Origin of the sequence: Asanoa iriomotensis (assembly GCF_016862515.1) — a bacterium.
GTDB lineage: Bacteria > Actinomycetota > Actinomycetes > Mycobacteriales > Micromonosporaceae > Asanoa > Asanoa iriomotensis.
In genome coordinates this window covers 32901-49794 of record NZ_BONC01000040.1, presented here as the reverse complement: position 1 = coordinate 49794, position 16894 = coordinate 32901, and the positions used below count along the sequence as shown (strand labels likewise).

At 71.1% G+C, this 16894-nt stretch carries 18 protein-coding genes; 12 read left to right on the top strand and 6 right to left on the bottom strand.

Annotated elements, in window-relative coordinates:
• The first annotated feature begins 24 nt into the window (after window positions 1-24).
• Together Air01nite_RS25610 and Air01nite_RS25605 are read left to right on the top strand one after the other, a co-directional pair.
• Window positions 25-825, top strand: coding sequence for a class I SAM-dependent methyltransferase (locus tag Air01nite_RS25610; RefSeq protein WP_203705839.1), 801 nt, complete (start codon window positions 25-27; stop codon window positions 823-825).
• A gap of 496 nt (window positions 826-1321) precedes the next feature.
• A complete protein-coding gene (locus tag Air01nite_RS25605) occupies window positions 1322-2266 on the top strand; it encodes a zinc metalloprotease (RefSeq protein ID WP_203705837.1) in 945 nt (314 codons plus the stop codon).
• Between the two features lie 672 nt (window positions 2267-2938).
• Here Air01nite_RS25605 and Air01nite_RS25600 read toward each other — a convergent pair.
• Window positions 2939-3532: a TetR/AcrR family transcriptional regulator gene (locus Air01nite_RS25600; protein ID WP_203705835.1), complete on the bottom strand. Its 594-nt coding sequence runs from the start codon at window positions 3530-3532 to the stop codon at window positions 2939-2941.
• 81 nt (window positions 3533-3613) lie between these two features.
• On the opposite strand from Air01nite_RS25600, the gene Air01nite_RS25595 reads away from it, so the two are divergent.
• Genes Air01nite_RS25595 through Air01nite_RS25585 form a run of 3 tightly spaced genes read left to right on the top strand, consistent with a single transcriptional unit; the run spans window position 3614 to window position 5610 of the window.
• Window positions 3614-4027 (top strand): VOC family protein, encoded by a 414-nt coding sequence (locus tag Air01nite_RS25595; RefSeq protein ID WP_203705834.1) that lies wholly within the window; start codon window positions 3614-3616, stop codon window positions 4025-4027.
• 25 nt (window positions 4028-4052) lie between these two features.
• Window positions 4053-4736 (top strand): DNA-3-methyladenine glycosylase family protein, encoded by a 684-nt coding sequence (locus Air01nite_RS25590; protein WP_203705833.1) that lies wholly within the window; start codon window positions 4053-4055, stop codon window positions 4734-4736.
• A gap of 13 nt (window positions 4737-4749) precedes the next feature.
• Entirely contained in the window at window positions 4750-5610 is an 861-nt protein-coding gene (locus Air01nite_RS25585) for a Gfo/Idh/MocA family protein (protein WP_203705832.1), read from the top strand.
• On the opposite strand, the gene Air01nite_RS25580 is transcribed toward Air01nite_RS25585, so the two are convergent.
• Window positions 5600-6289 carry a DUF1345 domain-containing protein gene (locus Air01nite_RS25580; RefSeq protein ID WP_203705831.1) on the bottom strand — a complete coding sequence of 230 codons (690 nt, stop codon included), beginning with the start codon at window positions 6287-6289 and terminating at the stop codon, window positions 5600-5602. The two genes, Air01nite_RS25585 and Air01nite_RS25580, sit on opposite strands and share 11 nt — an antisense overlap.
• A gap of 93 nt (window positions 6290-6382) precedes the next feature.
• Here Air01nite_RS25580 and Air01nite_RS25575 point away from each other — a divergent pair, with 93 nt between their 5' ends.
• Together Air01nite_RS25575 and Air01nite_RS25570 are read left to right on the top strand one after the other, a co-directional pair.
• The gene (locus Air01nite_RS25575) at window positions 6383-7279 is read left to right on the top strand and encodes a GspE/PulE/PilB domain-containing protein (RefSeq protein ID WP_203705830.1); all 897 of its coding nucleotides are present in this window, start codon (window positions 6383-6385) and stop codon (window positions 7277-7279) included.
• 15 nt (window positions 7280-7294) lie between these two features.
• Window positions 7295-8287 carry a hypothetical protein gene (locus tag Air01nite_RS25570; RefSeq protein WP_203705829.1) on the top strand — a complete coding sequence of 331 codons (993 nt, stop codon included), beginning with the start codon at window positions 7295-7297 and terminating at the stop codon, window positions 8285-8287.
• Window positions 8288-8332: 45 nt separating this feature from the next.
• On the opposite strand, the gene Air01nite_RS25565 is transcribed toward Air01nite_RS25570, so the two are convergent.
• The 3 genes from Air01nite_RS25565 to Air01nite_RS41665 are packed head-to-tail and all read right to left on the bottom strand — an operon-like array spanning window position 8333 to window position 9955.
• Entirely contained in the window at window positions 8333-8794 is a 462-nt protein-coding gene (locus Air01nite_RS25565) for a DnaJ family domain-containing protein (RefSeq protein ID WP_203705827.1), read from the bottom strand.
• Window positions 8795-8807: 13 nt separating this feature from the next.
• On the bottom strand, window positions 8808-9773 hold the full coding sequence (locus Air01nite_RS25560) for a golvesin C-terminal-like domain-containing protein (protein WP_203705825.1): 966 nt from the start codon (window positions 9771-9773) through the stop codon (window positions 8808-8810).
• Window positions 9773-9955, bottom strand: coding sequence for a hypothetical protein (locus Air01nite_RS41665; RefSeq protein WP_203705823.1), 183 nt, complete (start codon window positions 9953-9955; stop codon window positions 9773-9775). The genes Air01nite_RS25560 and Air01nite_RS41665 overlap by 1 nt, the downstream gene beginning before the upstream one ends.
• Window positions 9956-10091: 136 nt before the next feature.
• Here Air01nite_RS41665 and Air01nite_RS25550 point away from each other — a divergent pair, with 136 nt between their 5' ends.
• From Air01nite_RS25550 to Air01nite_RS25530, 5 genes are all read left to right on the top strand, one after another.
• Window positions 10092-10916 (top strand): TIGR03619 family F420-dependent LLM class oxidoreductase, encoded by an 825-nt coding sequence (locus Air01nite_RS25550; protein ID WP_203705822.1) that lies wholly within the window; start codon window positions 10092-10094, stop codon window positions 10914-10916.
• On the top strand, window positions 10913-11317 hold the full coding sequence (locus Air01nite_RS25545) for a TIGR03668 family PPOX class F420-dependent oxidoreductase (protein ID WP_203705820.1): 405 nt from the start codon (window positions 10913-10915) through the stop codon (window positions 11315-11317). The genes Air01nite_RS25550 and Air01nite_RS25545 overlap by 4 nt, the downstream gene beginning before the upstream one ends.
• Before the next feature lie 96 nt (window positions 11318-11413).
• Complete coding sequence (lon, locus tag Air01nite_RS25540) at window positions 11414-13732, top strand: endopeptidase La (protein ID WP_203705819.1); 2319 nt, start codon at window positions 11414-11416, stop codon at window positions 13730-13732.
• A 204-nt stretch (window positions 13733-13936) separates the two neighbouring features.
• Window positions 13937-14284, top strand: coding sequence for a hypothetical protein (locus Air01nite_RS25535; RefSeq protein ID WP_203705817.1), 348 nt, complete (start codon window positions 13937-13939; stop codon window positions 14282-14284).
• 1 nt (window position 14285) lies between these two features.
• On the top strand, window positions 14286-15821 hold the full coding sequence (locus Air01nite_RS25530) for a hypothetical protein (RefSeq protein WP_203705815.1): 1536 nt from the start codon (window positions 14286-14288) through the stop codon (window positions 15819-15821).
• Window positions 15822-15961: 140 nt separating this feature from the next.
• Here the strand turns inward: Air01nite_RS25530 and Air01nite_RS25525 are convergent, their stop codons facing one another.
• Entirely contained in the window at window positions 15962-16867 is a 906-nt protein-coding gene (locus Air01nite_RS25525) for a phosphatase PAP2 family protein (RefSeq protein ID WP_203705813.1), read from the bottom strand.
• Between the last annotated feature and the right edge of the window lie 27 nt (window positions 16868-16894).

The following is a 16894-nucleotide window of genomic DNA, read 5'->3' as shown; positions in this document are numbered from 1 at the left end:
CCGGCCGACCGGACGATCTCCTCTGTGGACGAGAACTCGCGAAGCGTCGTCGATTTCTACACCAACACGTACCAGGAGGACGGCCGGCTGACCAACCGGCCGCAGGCGCGGCTCGAGTGGACGCGCACGATGGAGCTGTTGCGGTCGCTGCTGCCGGACGCGCCGGCCCGGGTGCTGGATGTGGGCGGTGGCACGGGCGTCTACGCGCGGGCCCTGACCGCGTCCGGCTATCAGGTCCGCCTGGTGGATCTGACGCCGGCCCACGTGGCGCTGGCCGCCGGCGGCGAGCCGCCCATCGACGCGGTGGTGGGCGATGCGCGGGCGTTGCCCGAGGCCGCCGACGCCTACGAGGCGACGCTGCTGCTGGGGCCGCTCTACCACCTGCTCCGTGCCGAGGACCGGGTGGCGGCGCTCTGCGAGGCGGTCCGCGTCACGCGCCCGGGTGGCCGGGTGGTCGCCGCGGCGATCTCACGGTTCGCCGGACCGATCGATTTCGCGGCCACCGGACGCCTGACCGAGGCCGCACTCGCGGAGGCGCGCACGCTGCTGGACCGCGGCGCCAACGGGCCGGGCAGCGCCCTTCCGTTCATCCCGGCCTACTTCCACCGGGTGGAGGAGCTCGTGGCCGAGTTCCACGCGGCCGGCCTGACCGAGGTCGAGGTGCATGGCGTCGAGGGTCCTGCCTGGCCGGCCGCCGACGCGGCCGTCGACGGCCCGCTGGCCGAGGCCGTGTTCGCGGGGGCGCTGGACATCGCCCGCGTCTACAGCACCGAGCCCGCCCTGCTCGCCGCGAGCGCCCACCTGCTCGCCGTCGCCCGGGCTTAGAGCTCTCGCGAACGGCCGGCCGACCGGAGCCGCCGCCGGGCGGCAAGCTGGCCAGGACTGGTTGCGACGCCTCCATCGGACCGCCGGGCACGGCCTTCGGCCGACGCCTGCGCATTGCCCCGCTCTGGCATTTCGCGGCAGACCTGGGTTGGCCAGGTTGGGTTCGGCGGATCGGTGTGAGGCGGGGTTGCGGTTGGCTTGTGATCGCGGCAGCCGCCAGGCGGCGCTAAGTCTGCACACCCTTTGACGGGTCACCGCCGCGGCTCGCGCCGCGCCTGGCCATCGCCTCGCGCCTTGCCCACGTCGAGGTCGCTGGTCAGTGCGAGCGCGCCGGAATCCCCGCTGGCGGGAGCCGCCAAGTTGGCCGCCGGGGCCCGCCGCCGGGGCGTGCTGAGGCGGCGGATTGGGTTGCTGTAACGACATGCGTCCATGTGGCGCTTTCTCGGCAGGGTCGGGTACCTCTCCCGTCCCACGACGACTCCCGCCGAGGTGACGCATGCACGTCAGTAAGAAAGGTTGGGCGGCCCGCGCCGCGACGTCTCTGCTCCTGATCGCAGGTGGCGTGGTCGCGGTCGCGCCCGGTGCGGCGGTGGCGGCCGGGTGCGCGCCAGAAGCGACGCACTCCGACGCCAAGGCCCGGCCCGGGCGGCCCGGGCACCAGGATCCCAACGCGCTCACCGATGCGCAGGTGCGGCAGCGCGAGGCCGACCTGTCCGCGGTGCTCGCCGACCGGCGGCGCCCCGCCGGGGTGACCACGCTCGCCGCCGTCACGATCCCCGTGGTCGTGCACGTCATCGCCGCCAACACCACGCGGGCCGGTGGCTACCTGCCGGACTCCATGATCCAGCAGCAGATGGCCGTGCTGAACGACTCGTTCGACGGTGGTGCGGTCGGTGGCGCCGGCACGTCCTTCTCGTTCCAGCTTCAGTCGATCACCCGTAACGTGCGGCCCGAGTGGTACCCGATCGTCTACGGCTCCAGCACCGAGCGCGCCATGAAGGCGGCGCTGCGGGTCGGCGGCAAGGACACCCTCAACATCTACACCGGTGAGCTGAGCGACGACCTGCTCGGCTGGGCCACCTTCCCGCAGCGCAAGCTGCAGAGCTCCGACGGCGTGGTCGTGCTGGGCGAGTCGCTGCCGGGCGGCACGGCCGGCATCTACTCCCTCGGCGACACCGCCACGCACGAGGTCGGCCACTGGCTGAACCTCTACCACACGTTCCAGGGCGGCTGCAGCAAGTCCGGCGACCAGGTGGCCGACACCCCGGCCGAGGCCTCGGCGGCGTTCAACTGCCCGGTCGGCCGGGACACCTGCACGGCGGCCGGGCTCGACCCGATCACCAACTTCATGGACTACACGCAAGACTCCTGCATGTACCAGTTCACCCCGGGCCAGGCGGCCCGGATGAGCGACGCCTGGGCCGCATACCGCGCGCCCTGAGGCGGCTGAACGCGTGCCCGGGCATGGGACCCGCCCGGGCACGCCCCGCCTCACCCGGCCACCCCGCCGACGGCGCGTGAGCGCGCCGCCTCGACCGCCGCGAGCCGCAGCCCTTCGCCGTTGCGCCCTGAGGTGACGGGCGTGGACCCGGACGGTCGACGTCGTCGGCCGCGGCCGGCTTGCCGGTTGCGACGTAGGTGCCGCTTCGGTCGTCTCCAGGCCTCAGGCAGCCACTCTGCCGGCGACCCGGGCGGTGGACGCGTCGGTCGGGGCCGGCTTGCCGGCTCCAACGTGGGTGCGGCTTCGGTTGTCTCCAGGCCTCACGCAGCCACCTTGCCCGCGGCCTGCGGGCGGTGGACGCGGTCGGTCGCGGCCAACTTGCCGGTCGCGACGTAGGTGCCGCTTCAGTTGTTTCCAGGCCTTAGGCAGCCACTCTGCCGGCGGCCTGCGGGCGGGGTACGCGTCGGTTGCGGCCGGCTTGCCGGTTGCGATCTGGGTGCTGCTTCGGTTGTCTCCAGGCCTCAGGCAGCCGCCCTGCCGGCGGGCCGCGGGCCGTAGACGCGGTAAGTCGCGGCCGGCTTGCCGGCTACGACGTGGGTGCCGCTTCGGTTATCTCCGGCGGTGATCGGTTCGCCGCGTGTCCTGACGTAGGTTGGCGCCGTCGGTCGCGGCTCAGGTGGCCAGTTTGCGGGCCGCGGCGCGGGCGCGGCGTTTGGTTGCTTCCAGGGTCGTGGTCGGATCGCCGAGGATGCCCTCGGCGAGGAACACGGCGAAGCCGTGTGCCGTCGCGCCGATCGTGTGGATGAGGTCGTCCTGTGCGGCGGTGCCGTCGACCAGGCGCGCCGCCGGCCCGCGCAGCAGGGCCAGGACCCGATCACCCGCCGCGGCGAGTGACGGGTAGCGCTGCTTCTCCAGGCCCGCGCCGAAGGTGATCTCGAACAGTGCCCGGTTCTCCGCGGCGAACTCGACATAAGCAGCGGCGAACGCCGCGAGTTGGTCGATCGGGTCCGTTTCCGTGGACATCGCCGCCTGGAAGAGCATGTGTTGCCGCTCGTAACCCTTGCGGGCCAGTTCCGCCAACAGGGCGTCCTTGTCCGCGAAATGCTTGTAGGGCGCCGCGACGCTCACCCCCGCCCGGCGGCTGGCCTCCGCCAGGGTGAAGCCCTGGGTGCCGCGCTCCGCCACCAGTGCCAGGGCCGCCTCTTCCAGCGCGTTCCGCAGGTCGCCGTGGTGCTGGCCGGTCGCGCGGCGGGTGACAGACGGCATACGCAGAGGTTAACGCCTCTTACCTCATCGTGCTAACGTGGTAAGTGGCTTTAACCTTCGAGACAGCACAGGGGAGGGGTCATGTCGACCTTCGTCTTCGACCACGTCGGGCTCTCGGTTGCCGATCTTGACGCGCAGCGCCGTTTCTACGCCGACGCGCTCGGCCTCACCGAGGTGGAGGAGCAGTTCGCGCTGCCCGAGGCGCACGTCCGCTCGACCATCCTGCGGGCCGCCAACGGGCTCAAGATCGAGTTGATCGAGCGCGGCGGCTCAGCTCCGCAGGAGTTCGAGGACCCGTTCCACGGCGCGGGCACGCAGGGCTACTTCCACTGGGCGGTCTACGTCGACGACCTCGACGCCGCCTTCGCCAAGCTCCTCGACGCCGGCGCCCGCGAGGTGTCCGCTCCTGCCGACGGCGTACGCCCGGGGATGCGTTTCGCCTATGTCAAAGACCCGGAGGGCAACCTGCTGGAGCTCATTGCGCCCACACGCTGACCCGGTTCACGGCATCGTTAGGGACGTGGCGACGAAGGTCAGTTTCCGGGCGGCCGCCAAGCTGCTGGCCGCCCAGGATCGAGTGATGGCGCGGCTCGTGCGGGACGGGCCGGCGCCGCGGATCCCGTTGTGGAAAGAGACCAACTTCGAGTCACTCGTACGCGGAATCGTCTTCCAACAACTCGCCCGCCCCGCCGCCGTCGCGATCCTCGGTCGGCTCGTCGACGCCGTCGACGGTGAGCTCAGCCCCGACACCGTGCTCCCGCTGACCGATGCCACGCTGCGCAAGGTCGGGCTCTCCGCGCGCAAGGTGGTCTCGCTGCGCGACCTGGCCACCAAGGTCCGGGACGGCACCGTCATCCTCGACAACCGGCGCCTCGGCCACCTGCCCGACGACGAGATCGTTCGCCGGCTGTCGACGGTCAAGGGCATCGGACCCTGGTCGTCCCAGCTCTTCATGATCTTCCAGCTCAAGCGGCAGGACGTGTGGCCGGTCGGTGACCTCGGCATCCGGCGCGGCTACGGCGTCGCCTACGGAGTGCCCACCCCGACCGAGAAGGAGCTCGAACCCCTCGGCGAGAAGTTCCGTCCCTACCGCAGCACCGCCGCCTGGTACTGCTGGATGGCCGAGGCCGTCCTCGCCGGCCGGCCCGCGACGCTCCCGATCGCCGACGACCCCATCCTCCGGGCCCACGGCCGCAAGGCCTGATTCAATATCACACGTGGAGAGACCGATCCGGGTCGGGCTGGTCGGCTCCGGCCACTGGGCCGAGGTCATGCACGGCCCCACCCTGGCCGCCGGGCCGGAGACCACCCTCGTCGGCGTCTGGGCGCGGCGGGCCGACAAGGCACACCGGCTGGCGAAAGCGCTGAAAACCACCGCCGCCCGGGACTTCGACGAACTGCTCGACCGCTGCGAGGCCGTTGCCTTCGCCGTGCCGCCGGACATCCAGGCCGACCTGGCCGTCAGGGCAGCCGACGCCGGCCGCGCCCTGCTCCTGGAGAAGCCCCTCGCCCTCACGGTCACCGACGCCGAACGCGTCGCCAAGGCCGTACGCGAAAATGGTGTGATCAGCCAGCTCGTGCTGACGAAGCGCTATCACCCGAAGACCCGCGCGTTCCTCGCAGAAGCAGCGCACTTCGAGGCCATCGGCGCCCGCGCCACCTACCTGCACGGCGGCTTCCTCGACGGTCCGTTCGCCACGGGCTGGCGACAAAGGGGCCACGGCGCCCTGCTCGACCTCGGCCCGCACCTGCTCGACCTGGTCGAGGCCGCCCTGGGCCCGATCGAGACCGTCGACCGCCACGACAACCCCCGCGGCTGGCTCGACCTGACCTGCACCCATCGCAGCGGGACCAAGAGCCAGCTTGCCCTCTCGGGCGAGGTCGGCATCGCGCGATCCAAGGCGGGCGTCGAGCTTTACGGCAAAACCGGCGTCCTGGAGATCGACTTCGCCACCGTCGACCACGACGAGTGCTGGCCGATCCTGCGTGCCGAGTTCGCCCACGCCGTGCGGACCAATACACCGCACCCGCTCGACGCCGACCACGGCCTGCGGCTGCAACACCTGCTCAGCTGTTGACCAACCCGGCCAGCAGGTTGATCGCGCCGGCGACGATCGCGACCCCGAACACGTACGACAGCAGCGCGTGTGCCAACGCCGTCCGGCGCACCGGTGAGCTGCGCAGCGTCGTGTCGGACACCTGGTAGGTCATCCCGATCGTGAAGGCCAGGTACGCGAAGTCCCGGTAGGTCGGCTTGTGCTCCGACAGCGGCTGACCGAAGTCGATCCGTACACCGTGGCTCTGGTAGTCGAGTTTTGCGTACCGCAGCGTGTAGACCGTGTTCATCGTGACCCACGCGCTGGTCACGGTGAGCACCGCGATCCCGATCAGCACGCCCCGGAACGACCCGTGCTCGTGGGCCGCCTTGCCGAGCGCGAAACCGACGCCCAACAGGGCGGCCACACTGGCGCCCGAGAGCAGGGCGGTCGCCGAGCCGTGGGTCTCGTCCTCGCGGCTGGCCAGCTTCTCCGTCTTGTCGCCGTCGGCCTTCATGAAGATCGGCCAGACCGAGCCGAGGAAGGCCACGGCGGCGACGTCCCACCCGGCGATCACCGCCAGCTCCCAGTCGATGACGAAGATGCCCAGGACGGCCGACACGACGGCCCAGATGACGATCACGACGGCAGCACGGCGGATCGCGGGCGCGTGCCAGCCGACCATGCGGTGGTACCGCGTCGGCTCGGGCAGGCTGGCCACAATGGTCAGTCTCGCAGGCGTGCGGCGCGTTGATCCAGACACGCCGGATCCCGGTAACCGGACAAACTGGTTAAAACACGAGAGCATCGAGGCATGGTGCACGCGCAGACGCTCGCGGACGATCTCGCGGACCGGCGCGACCTGTTCCGGAGCCAGGCCGCCGACTGGAACTGCGGCTACGTCGACCTCGAGACCGAGTGGATCGACCCCCAACTGCTGACGGGGTACGACCCGGAGGCGCTCGCCCGCGAAGGCTGGCTGCCGCTGCACCACGACGACGAGGGCTACGTGGTCGTGGCGACCTCGGTCGAGCCCACCCCCGAACGCGTCGCGATGATCGAGGAGGCGGTGGGCGCCCCGGTCTGCGTGGCCGTGACCAGCGACTGGGACCTCGACGCCGCCATCGAGCGGGCGTACCGGTATCCGGCGGCCGAAGGCCGGAAGCGGCGCGGCTGGGTCGTCGCGGCCTTCGCGTCGCTGCTCCTCGTGGCGTCCGTCGCCACGGCCACCGGGCCCACGCTCGTCACGGTCGGCGTGCTGACCAGCGCCGGCTTCCTGCTCGGCGTCGGTGCCGTGGCGGCGCTGCGGTTGCGCGCGGGTGCCGGCGAGCCGACCGACGACGACCTGCACGCGTTCCTGCACCACCTGCGCCACCCCGCCACGCTGGCCCGGGAAGCCGGGATCCTGCACGCGCCCGGCGTCCTACTGCGCACGGGCGGTGGCCCGGCGGCGCTGCTGCTGACCCCGCCGCTGTACGCCCTGTTCGCGGCCGCCCTGGTGCTGCCCGCCGAGCGGCTCGTGCCCGCCTGGCTGGTCGCGATCGTCCTGGCCAGCCTGCTGGTCGGCAACGCCCTGCTGAGCTACGTCGAGCTGCTGGACGCGTTCAAGCAGCGCCGCGGCACGCCCGTCGGCCCGGCGTTGCTGCGCCCGCTGCGCTGGCTGCTGCAGTCCGCCGCCGCCTACCGCACCCTGTGGCGGCTGCTCACCTGACCGGGAGGACCCCGCATGGCAACCGCACCGTCCACGGTGATCCCCAGGTGGCAACGGTGGGACGCGGCCGAGGAGCGCCACCCGCGCCGCGCCGGCCCGCGCTGGCTGCTCCGCGTGGCACTGGCACTGCCGTTCGGGGCGCTGGCGCTGCAGGCCGGCTACCAGGGCTTCGCCGCACCGCCCGCGACGGGCCTCGCCGCGCTGCTGCCCGGCGGCGCCCTGCTCACCTGCCTGACGACCGGGTTCGTGCTGGCCGCGCTGGGGGAGCGGCTGGTCGCCTGGCAGGTCCCGCTGCGCATCATGGTGCCGCTGGTCCTGGTGCCCGCGCTGGCGTACGCCGGATCGCAGGATCTGACCGCCGTGCTGACCGTGGCGTTGCTCGCGCTGGCGGTCGAGGGGTTCGTCCACTTCGCGGTCGCGGGCCGGCCCGAGGGGGCGCACCGGGCCGGGCTCGCGCTCGCCGCCGCGGCGCTGTGTGACCCGGTCGCCATCCTGTACGCGGTCGCCTTCGCCGCCGCCGCGCCGTTCGTGGCCGCCGAGCGGCGCCGGTCGGTGCCGCCGAGTTGGGCGGTCCTGATGTTCCCGACGCTGGCCGCCGCCGCCACCTGGGCGTTGCTCGACTGGCGGCTCACCGGCTCGGTGGAGATCGCCCTCGACCCGCGCGGCCCGGTATCCGCGGCGGGCGGGGCGCTGGTGGCGGTGGCGCACACGCCGCTCTACGTGGCTGTCGCGGTCGTCTACGCGGTGCGCCGTCCCCGCGCGCTGGCCGGCTACCTGGTCCCGCCGGCGGGCGTCTTCGGTGCCCTGCTCGTCGGGTCGGGGTACTCGGCGGTGACGGCTTATCTGCTGCTGACGGTGGTCGCGCTGGTCGCGGTGCCGCGCTCACCGAGCCGCCGGCTCGGCGCGTTCCTCGGGACGGTCGCGCTCGCACAGTGGGCGCTGACGATCACCTGGCCCCCGACGAGCGCGGCGTTCCAGGACTGGCTACGCACCGCCTGGGGCTTTTAAGGAACGGTCCGTTGTTAACGCTTTCCGCATAGGAACGGTCCGTTCCTAACTCTTGAAAGGCCAGCGGCGGCGGCGTGGGGGCGATGTGGTGGGCGCCGGCTGCCGGGCCGCGGCGAAGCGGGCCTCCAGCGCCTCGCGCCAGAGCGTCACCATCTCCTCGACGTCGACCCGCCGCAGCGGGACGAACGGCGGCGACGGGCGGAGCTGGTAGTCCAGGATCTCCCGGTTGAGCGCGGCGACCGTCTCGCGTACGCGCTGCTCCGACGGCAGTCGCTTGATCTCTTCCGGCAGCCGCTCGCGCTGGCGGGCGAGCTGGATCGACGACGGCAGCATGGCCTCGCCCGTGATGCCCTCGCGGCGGACGAACTCCTTGAGCCACCACTGCTCGTCGTAGGGCTCGGCGTGGCCGGGCAGCGGCTTGCCGGCGCCCGGGAGATCGTCGAACTCGCCGTTCTCCCGGGCGGCACGGATCCGCGCGTCGATGAGGGACTCGATCCGGTCGCTCATCACCCAAGAATAACTACAGGCGGGTGAGCCTGATCGCGTCGGCGATCACCAGGCCCGCGCCCGAGGTCCAGCGGCTGACCGCGACCCGGTTGGCGTCGCCGGCCGGCAGGCTGAACGAGCCGATCGAACGCCAGGCGCCGCCGCCCGTACGCTGATCGACGTTGACCGTCTGGTTGCCGCCCGTGGTCGCGACGATGTAGGGCGCCGCGCTGCTGTAGCCGGCGTTCGCCGCGTACCAGACGTCGACCCGGTAGGTGCCCGCGCTCGGCACGTTGAACTTGTACCAGGCGGGGTCGCTGGCCGCGACCGGCTCCGCGAACCGGTAGTCGGTGCCGTAGCGCTGCGTCGAGTAGGACGAGGTGCCCCAGTTGGCGCTCGCGGTGAACCGGCCGGCCGTGGTGTTGTCGACGATCTGCGACCAGGTGCCGCCGCCACCGCTCATCTTGGCGGCGACGTCGGCGCGCATCACGTCGAGGTCGATGAACGACGGGTCGATCTTGCCGGTGGTGCTGGTCTCCCGGTGCCCGCGCGCATAGCTCGAGTTCCGGCCGAGCCGGGTCAGCACCGCGGCGGTGGCGGCGATGGAGGCGTTGTACTGCGCGGTGGTCATCGACTGGCTGACGCCGTTGTAGTCGATCTCCCAACCGATCATCAGGGTGTTGCCGTCGCCGGCCGGGATCGGCCCGCTGCCGCGGCTCTCGCCGGCGTGGTTGCAGCGGCCGGCGGAGATCAGGTGGAACACGCCGTTGTAATCGACGAGCGCCTGGCACAGCGGCCCAGCCAGGTCGGGGCGGCCGTTGATGCAGACGTTCAGCGCCGGGTGGGGGTTGCTGGCGCTGGAGGTGGCGGCGGTGTGGTGCCAGAGCACGCCGATCGGGTCGAACGAGCCGGGGCGGTAGCGGTTGAGCCAGTCACCCTCGACGACGACCGAGACGCCCGCGCCGCGCAGGACGTCGAGCAACCAGGGAACGTTGGGCATCAGGCACCTCGCGCCAGGCTGGGTTCGGCGACGATCAGGTCGGCGACGCACTCGGGGGCTTTGGCCTTGGGCGCGGCCGCGGCGGCGGCCGGGTTGGCGGCGACGGTCACGGCTGCGGCGGCCAGGGCGGGCAGCCCGAGCACGGCCCGCCGGCGGAGCCGGCGCGATGGGAAGACGGTCACGGCACTCCTTAGGGGCGACGCGTGTTGTGGCGGGTGAGCCGCACGCTATACCTTGAAGAGTGTCTATGTCGATAGTTTCCAATGCGTATATGGATGGTGAAGGATACTTTCATGTGGCGCGTGATAGACCTTTGCCATGGAGTTCGGAGTCGGTTACTTCCCCACGCACGACGGCATGAAGCCCGGCGAGGTCGCGCGCCTGGCCGAGGAGCGCGGCGCTGACGCGATCTACTTCGCCGAGCACTCGCACATCCCCGCGGCCGAGACCGACCGGTTCCCCGGTCAACCGCTACCCAGCAAATACTGGAAGACGTACGACCTGTTCGTGTCCCTGACCGCGGCCGCCGCGGCGACCAGTCGGTTGCGCGTGGCCAGCGGCATCTGCCTGGTCATCGAGCGCGACCCGATCCAGACCGCGAAGGCCGTCGCCAGCGTCGACCACCTCTCCGGCGGCCGCCTCGAGTTCGGCGTGGGCGCCGGCTGGAACCGCACCGAGATGCGCCATCACGGCACGGATCCACGGGTACGCATGCGCGTGCTCCGCGAACGGGTCGAGGCGATGAAGGCCATCTGGACCCAGCACGAGGCGAGCTACACGGGCCAGTACGTGAACTTCGAGGGCGTCTGGTCCTACCCGAAGCCGGCCCAGAAGCCGCACCCGCCGGTCCTGGTCGGCGGTGCCGGTCCGACGGTGCTCGACCGGGTGCTGGCATTCGGCGACGCGTGGTTCCCGAACTACCACGAGGGCATCCTCGACCGGATCGCCGAGTTGCGCGCCCGCGCCGAGCGTGACATCGAGGTGCAGGTGATGACTGTCCCCGCCGACCCGAAGGTGTTCGCCGCGTTGCGTGACGCCGGGGTGCGCCGGGTGGCGCGCTGGTTGCCGTCGGGCCCGAAGTCCCGCGTCGAGCGCGCGTTCGACGAGTGGGAAGCAGCGATCTCGGAATACAACCCCGAGTGACCCCGGCACAGGCGCGGGCCCGGTTCGCCGCGGCCCGCGTCGCCCGCCTGGCGACCGTTTCGGCGGCCGGCCAGCCCCACCTGGTCCCGATCACGTTCGCGGTCGAGAACGACACGGTCTACAGCGCCGTCGACGCGAAACCCAAACGCTCGACGGCGCTGCGCCGGCTGGCCAACGTGGCGGCCAACCCACGGGTGTCGCTGCTGGTCGACGAGTACGACGAGGACTGGTCCCGGCTGTGGTGGGCCCGCGCGGACGGCACGGCCCGCACCCTCCTGGCTGACGCCCCGGAGGCAATGCGGGCAGCGTCGCTGCTGGCGGCGCGCTATCCGGCGTTCGCGCTGCGCGGCGTCGTGCTCGCCGTCGACGTCAACCGTTGGACGGGCTGGACCGCGGCGTGATCAGGTCAACTTACCCATAGCGGGACGAACCGCCGGTGACCTGGGTCACAACGCAGGCCGGGAACAGAGTGCATGGTTTGTAACTTGAGTACGTACATGGCAACTCTTCCCGTCCTGCCGTTGACCGACGCCGTACTGCTTCCGGGCATGACCGTGCCGGTCACCCTCGATAACAACACTCAGGCCGCCGTCGACGCCGCGCGCGCCGCCGGCGACAACCGCGTGCTTGCCGTGCCGCGAGTCGACGGCGAGTACGGGCCGACCGGCGTCATCGCGCTGATCGAGAAGGTGGGCCGCCTGCCCGATGGCGAGCCCGCCGCCGTCATCCGTGGCCTGTCCCGGGCGAAGATCGGTTCCGGTGTGCCCGGACCCGGTGCCGCCCTCTGGGTCGAGGCCACCGAGCTTGACGAGACCCCGCCCGCGGGCAAGGCCCGCGAGCTGGCCACTGAATACAAGGCCCTGGTGAAGTCCGTGCTCCAGCAGCGCGGCGCCTGGCAGGTCATCGACGCCGTCGAGCGGATGACCGACTTGTCCGAGCTGGCCGACTCCGCCGGCTACGCGCCGTGGCTCAGCCTCGAGCAGAAGATCGAGCTGCTCAACGCTCCCGATGTGACCGCGCGCCTCGACCTGCTGGTCGGCTGGGTTCGCGACTACCTCGCCGAGCAGGAGGTCACCGAGCGGATCACCAACGACGTCCGCGAGGGCCTCGAGAAGTCGCAGCGCGAGTTCCTGCTCCGCCAGCAGCTCGCCGCGATCCGCAAGGAGCTGGGTGAGGACGAGCCCGACGGCTCGGCCGACTACCGGTCCCGCGTGGAGTCCGCCGACCTGCCCGAGAAGGTGCGCGAGGCGGCCATGCGCGAGGTCGGCAAGCTGGAGCGCGCGAGCGACCAGTCACCCGAGACGAGCTGGATCCGCACCTGGCTCGACACCGTACTCGAAATGCCCTGGTCGACCCGGACCGACGACAACACCGACCTGAAGGCGGCGCGTGAGGTGCTCGACACCGACCACGCCGGGCTGGCCGACGTGAAGGACCGCATCCTGGAGTACCTCGCGGTCCGCAACCGGCGTGCCGAGCGCAACCTGCAGGTCGTCGGCGGCCGTGGTTCCGGCGCGGTGCTGGCCCTCGGTGGCCCGCCCGGTGTCGGCAAGACCAGCCTCGGCGAGTCCGTCGCGCGGGCGCTGGGCCGCAAGTTCGTCCGGGTCAGCCTCGGCGGCATCCGGGACGAGGCCGAGATCCGCGGTCACCGGCGCACCTACGTCGGCGCGGCTCCGGGCCGGATCGTCCGGGCGCTCAAGGAGGCCGGTTCGATGAACCCGGTCGTGCTGCTCGACGAGGTCGACAAGCTGGCCGTCGGTTACGCCGGCGACCCGGCCGCGGCCCTGCTCGAGGTGCTCGACCCGGCGCAGAACCACACGTTCCGCGACCACTACCTGGAGGTCGACCTCGACCTCTCGGACGTGCTGTTCCTCGCGACCGCCAACGTGGTCGAGAACATCCCCGGCCCGCTGCTGGACCGGATGGAGCTCGTGACGCTGGACGGCTACACCGAGGAGGAGAAGGTGGCCATCGGCCGCGACCACCTGTGGCCGCGGCAGGTCGAGCGCGCCGGCTTGACGCCGTCCGAGGTGTCGATCACCGACGAGGCCTTGGGTGCGATCGCCGGCGAGTACACCCGCGAGGCGGGCGTGCGGCAGCTCGAGCGCGCGCTGGCCAAGATCCTCCGCAAGGTCGCGGTGGCGTTGGCTTCGGAGTCGGCGCCGATCAGGGTCGACGAGACCGACCTGGTCCGCTACCTCGGCCGTCCCCGGTTCACCCCGGAGTCGGCGGAGCGCACGGCGACCCCGGGCGTGGCAACGGGCCTGGCGGTCACCGGAGCGGGCGGCGACGTGCTGTTCATCGAGGCGACCTCGATGGAGGGCGAGCCGGGCCTGACCCTCACGGGCCAGCTCGGCGACGTCATGAAGGAGTCGGCGCACATCGCCCTCTCCTACCTGAGGTCCAACGGCAAGCGCCTGGGCATCGACCCGAACGCGTTGGCGGCCAAGCGGATCCACCTGCACGTGCCGGCCGGCGCGGTGCCGAAGGACGGCCCGTCCGCGGGCATCACGATGGTCACCGCCCTGGCGTCGCTGGCGACCGGTCGCCCGGTCCGCCCGGAGTTCGGCATGACCGGCGAGGTCACCCTCTCCGGCCGCGTGCTCCCGATCGGCGGCGTCAAGCAGAAGCTGCTGGCGGCGCACCGGGCAGGCCTGACGGAGGTCATCATCCCGGCCCGCAACGAGCCGGACCTGGACGACCTGCCGCAGGAGGTCCGCGACGCCCTGACCATCCACGTGCTGGGCGACGTCAGCGACGTCCTGGCCCTGGCCCTCCGCCCGGCCGACGAGCGCGAGCTCCTCGCCGCGGCCTGACAACAGAAGCAAAGAGCCGCCTGGGGTACGCCCGGGCGGCTCTTTGCTGTCTCGTCAACCCCTCAGAATGCGATTTCATGTTGCGCTGCCATGTCACTCACACGGGTACGACTGCGGCATAGGACATGTCAAATATTTGTCAACGCGAATCGCGTTCGTCCTATGTATTTTAGTTGCTCGGCCGTCTCGGCATGGGAGGAATGCATGAAGGTCGTGGGCAACCAGACTGGCACCATCCAGAACGCCGACACCATCGTCAACCGTGAACAGATCACTTCGGTCATATCCGTTCGAACGCCGATCGAAGATATCCAGCGTCTGTCGGAGCGAATCGCCGCCGCACGCGCAACGGGGAGCATAGAGGGGCGGGTGGCGGAGGCGGCGACTCGAGAGCTGGACACCGCCGCCGCAGAGGCCGACCCGGTCGAGGCCCGGTCGGCGGTCGGACGGGCGCGTGACATGCTGGCAGTGGCTGCTGGAGCAGCGCCCCTCGCTGAAGCGGCCGCGAGGATCATTGCAATGATGGCAGGCCACGGTCCTTCGGCGGCGTGACGTGAACCTAGACGGCGACCAGCAGGGCTTCATCCAGAACGCCGACCAGATCATCAACCAGTACTACACCGAAACGCGGGACTGGCTGCGGGCGGGCCAGCGCCTGCTCTCCGAAGGTATGTATCGCGAGGCGCGCAGCTGCTTCGGTGACGTGATCCGAAAGGAAGCGCACGAAGAGGGTGCGCGTGCGAAAAAGCGGAGATCATTGGCCCACCTCTATTCGGCGGTGGCGATCCTGGCCAAGATACGTCCCTCGTATCGTCGACCTGAGGAAATTGAGCGCGCGGCGGCGCACATCGCGAATGCGGGCGCCGGCGCGATGACCGCTGTCCTGGCGGCCCTGATCAAGGACGACTACTTCGACCTGGACGCGATGACCGTTCCCACCGGTCTCGCTGGGGTCGCAAGCTTCGCGGATCCGCGTGCGCTGAGCGATGCCGAGCTAGCCCTTCTTGCTCGACACATGGTGCCGTGCCAGGGACCAACGTGGGAGTCGTTGTCGGCGGAGGCGCGCAACCGCAATGTCGCTATCGACGGATTCGTGCAGGCCGGTAAGCTGCCGCTCGCGCCGCGTGAACGCCGGATAGCGGTGGCCAAGTACTTCTACCCGGTGCCTGCGAAGCCGCAACAGCCGAACGCCACACCGGCCACGGTCATGGCGGTCGGCGGAGTCATGGCGTTGGTCGCGCCGTTCGTGGGCATACTCAATGGCGCCGCCTGGTACGTCCACGCTGCCCTGCTGCTCGTCCTCCTCGCCGCCGGGGTTGTCCTGGTCTTCTTGGCCATTACCTCCTTCCGCGATTACCAGCAGGACGTGCTGCTCAAGCGACGCTACGACTACGCGAAGGCCCATACCGCGGACCGCCCGACCGACGCACAGATGGACTCATGGCTTGAGGAGGACGTCAGGCTGGTGGCCGCGTTGGGTGCCCGCCGCCACCGAGTGGAACCGATCGCCGCCGGGAGGCCGGGACACCTCATCGTCGAGCCGCAGTCGGCGGTCGGCGTGTCCAACCTCAAGCGAGGTGATGTCGAGCGCAGCTCGGCGAACGGGCGCAGTTTCCGGCGCCGTCCACACAGCGAGAACCCGCTGGCTCGGGTTCGGACCGGTTCGGACGGGCGGCTCAGATCTGACCACTATCGCGTTCTGGTGATCTACCTGACGGACCGGCGAGTCGCGGTCTACGACTGCGACCTCGACTTTGCCCGTCGGGCATTGCTCACCGAGTCGACCCGCACGTTTCACTACGACGATGTCGTCACCATCTCCTCCCGGACCGTCGCTGACTCGGTCGCGGGCGACGACCCGATGCGGATCTGGTTCGACGACGGTTCGGGGTCTTACGCGGCGATCTCTCTCAGCGACCGCTTCAGCCTCTCGCTGGTCAGCGGAGAGTCGGTCGAGGTAGGTGTCGGCATCGCGGGACCTATGCACGGTGAGTCGGATCTCGAGGTGGCTTGGGGCAACAGCCAGGTCAAGCGAGTGGTCCAGCGGATGGTCTGGTCGAGAAAGGAGCGCCGGTCCGACGCGGCGTGAGAAGCGGCCCAGGGCGTACGCAACGGCGTACCGCCGCTCGACCAGCGCGGGCGACGGGCAGCGATGCACATTCCGCGCAACGCGATGGGCCGCCGCGCGGTGCGGATGCTCACCGCCGTGGTCACGGACCCGGCCGGTGACTACGAGCGCCAGCTCCTGCTGCCCTGGGCCCACTCACTCGAGGGCACGGTCGCGCCGCCCCGCTCCTCCGGTTGATGAGCGGGGCGGACCAGCCAGATCGCGGCCGAGACGACCAGCATCGTCAGCACGCCGACCGCCGCGGTGGCCAGCACGAGGCGCACGCCGGCATCGGGGGCCAGCGCGAGCACCAGCATGATCAGCAAGGTCAGCGCGATCGCCTGCACCAGCAACCCGGTCACGGCGTCGTCGTCCGCCTGTTCTTTCGAGGCGCTGGCGGTCTTGTCGCGCGCGCGGGTCAGGGCCGCGGCGGCCAGGCAGAAGATCGTGCCGACCAGGAGCAGGCTGCCGACCACGTCGCTGAAGCGGTGCCAGCCCAGGATCATCGTGGCGGCTCCGATGACCGACACCCCCGTGGTGCCGGGCACCGCGAGCCACCACCGCAGCCGTGGCGGCGCCACCAGCAGGATCCCGAGCAGCAGCGCGGCCGCCGCGGCCACGTGGCCGCTCGGGAAGCTGTTGTGCGTCGTCGAGCTGGCCACACCCAGCTCCGGCCGGTCCAGGAACTGCTTGACGAACCCGGCGGCGCCCGCCGAGCAGGCGAACACCGCCACCGCGGCCAGGGCCGCCCAGATCCGGCGGGTGAGCGCGCCGACCGCGATGATCGCGACCATCACCAGGCCGAGCAGCAGGGGATTGCCGAATCGCTTCAGCACCAGGGATGCCGGACCGAGCAGGATGGTCTCCTGGACGTAGCCGCCGCCCCACTGGGCGCGGGGCAGCAGCACGCCGTCGATCCATTGGCCGGGTGCGGTCCGCACGAACAGCAACCAGGCCACGCCGAAGGCGACCGCACACGCAGCGGCGGCCGCGAGGAGCCGGCCGGCGGACGAGGATCGCGGGTTCACGCGGACCATCCTGGCGGCCCGTCATCC